This window comes from Paracoccus hibiscisoli (genome assembly GCF_005048265.1).
Classification (GTDB): Bacteria; Pseudomonadota; Alphaproteobacteria; order Rhodobacterales; family Rhodobacteraceae; genus Paracoccus; species Paracoccus hibiscisoli.
This window is the reverse complement of record NZ_SUNH01000078.1, coordinates 1-1,870: the sequence shown is the minus strand read 5'-3', so window position 1 is coordinate 1,870 and position 1,870 is coordinate 1. Positions and strand designations below refer to the sequence as shown.

3 protein-coding genes are annotated in these 1,870 nt (G+C 63.5%); all 3 read right to left on the bottom strand.

What is annotated here, in order from left to right; all coding sequences use genetic code 11:
* A partial coding sequence (locus tag FA740_RS19300) for a TolC family protein (RefSeq protein WP_136858409.1) occupies positions 1–1,112 on the bottom strand: 1,112 nt, incomplete at its 3' end.
* Entirely contained in the window at positions 1,109–1,327 is a 219-nt protein-coding gene (locus FA740_RS19295; protein ID WP_046001753.1) for a hypothetical protein, read from the bottom strand. The genes FA740_RS19295 and FA740_RS19300, both read right to left, overlap by 4 nt.
* A 71-nt stretch (positions 1,328–1,398) precedes the next feature.
* Positions 1,399–1,752, bottom strand: coding sequence for a hypothetical protein (locus tag FA740_RS19290; RefSeq protein ID WP_169306392.1), 354 nt, complete (start codon positions 1,750–1,752; stop codon positions 1,399–1,401).
* Positions 1,753–1,870 lie beyond the last annotated feature (118 nt).

Here is a 1,870-nt window from a genome sequence, read left to right as displayed (position 1 = left end):
GCCGTTTGCGCCAGGCTGTTGGCTGAGCGCAGGTATTCCAGCTTTCCTCGCCGGGAAATCAGGCCGCTGGTGTCGTAAACCGGAATGCTGAAGGCAACATCGACGATAGGAGAGCGTTCATTATCGCGCCCTTCCCGCTCGATTTCGACGCCCGCCACGACCTCCGCATCGGACAGCATTCGAGTCTGGCCGCTCAGTTTGTAGCGCGCAGCCACAGCTTCCAGCTCCAGGCGACCCGCAGCGAGGTCGACGCGGTTTTCCAACGCCATCCGTTCGATATTGGCGCGGTTCGGCGCGCTGCGCGGCAGTGCCGGCAGGCTGTCGGGAACATAGAAATCAGTATCGGTGCCCCACAGGCCTAGCAGTCGAACCAGTTTTTCCTTCGCCAGTTGCGCCTCCAGCCTTGCCTCAGCCTGTTCGGCGGCCAGCTCGGCGGTGAACACATGCTCCCGTGCCTGATCGGCACGGCTCAGCGCTCCCGTTTCGCCAAGTTGTGCTGCCAGCTCGGATGCCGCGTCCGCGGCGCCTTGGGCGCGCCCGACAAGTCCGGCGGCCTCGAACGCACCGACGGCCTCGATCCAGGTCCGGCGGGTTTCATGCGCCAGCGCCAAGGTCTCGCCCGCGGCAGCCAGCTGCGCCTGCCGGAACTCCAGATCAGCGGCCCGTGTGCGGGATTTCTTCGTGACCAAGTCCAGAATGGATGACGCTACCGTGCCTTCCACCGACCGGGTGACATCACCACTGACCAGCCCGGACACGGAGATACCGACGCTCGGCACCGGCCCGAGGGCCGTCTCCCACAGGTCCGCCGCGGACAGCCCCAGGTCGGCGTAACTGGCCTGCAGGCCGGGGTTGTTCAGAAGTGCCACCTGAACCGCCTGTTCGGCGCTGATCGTCTTTCCCTGAACGATGGCGCGAACGCGTTGCGCATGTGCCTGCCGTTCAGCCGGGGACTGAAGCCATGCCGCCTCTGCCCCGGTTGCCTGCCGGGAGATCCCCGCAACAGTCGCGAACCCTGCCCTCTCGTCGCCGGCTTTGCTCATCGTCGCCGTATCTGCGCAGGCCGTCAGCAACAGCAGTGCGCCCATCGAAAGTCCCAATGCCGTCTTCATTCGACACCCGGGCCTTGCGCATTGTTCAGATCGATCCAGTTTCCCGGTTCCTGAACGGCGCGGCTTCGATAGGTGACGGCGGGACCGGCCTGCAGGGTCGAAACCGGCGACGCGGTATCGGCGACGCTTACAAGTCCGACAGATGTATCCAGAGGAGGCAGAGGCGCGCAGGCCACCGCAAGCAGCGGCATCGCAGCCGCGAACACGAACTTCATGTGAGGATTCCGCTTTCTGATCAGAAGGATGATCGCCGCAGCCTGTCAGGCTGCAGCTTGCAACGCTCGGATCAGGCCCGCGGAGGGCGGCGCAGTCCTTCGGAGACGGTCAGCTCCACCAGCGGGGCGGTGCGGACGGCATCCAGTGTCTTGCTGAGCAGAAAAGCCTGGGCGACGTCGCTGGAGGTCAAAAATGCTGTCGCAGGACAGGCGTGTGCCTTGCAGTGCGACCCATGTCCCTCGGACGACGTTTCTTCATCATGCACATGGTCTTGAACCAGCACCGCTTGTTCATGGACATGGTCGGAACCCCCGGCCCCGGAATGCTGTCCATGTCGGTCTGGTGCCTCGACCGATGCCGCTGTCAGCATCATCTCGCACTTCAGATCCATCGAAGCGTTGCCAGCAGACACGGTGACGCCCATTGAGGTGCCCCCCGAAAACTGGACACTGGCATAAGCTCTGATTTGCTGTCTGCTGATCTTCATTACGAAGGAGATCGACGATGTCGAAACGAAAGCAGCACGCCCCTGAGTTCAAGGC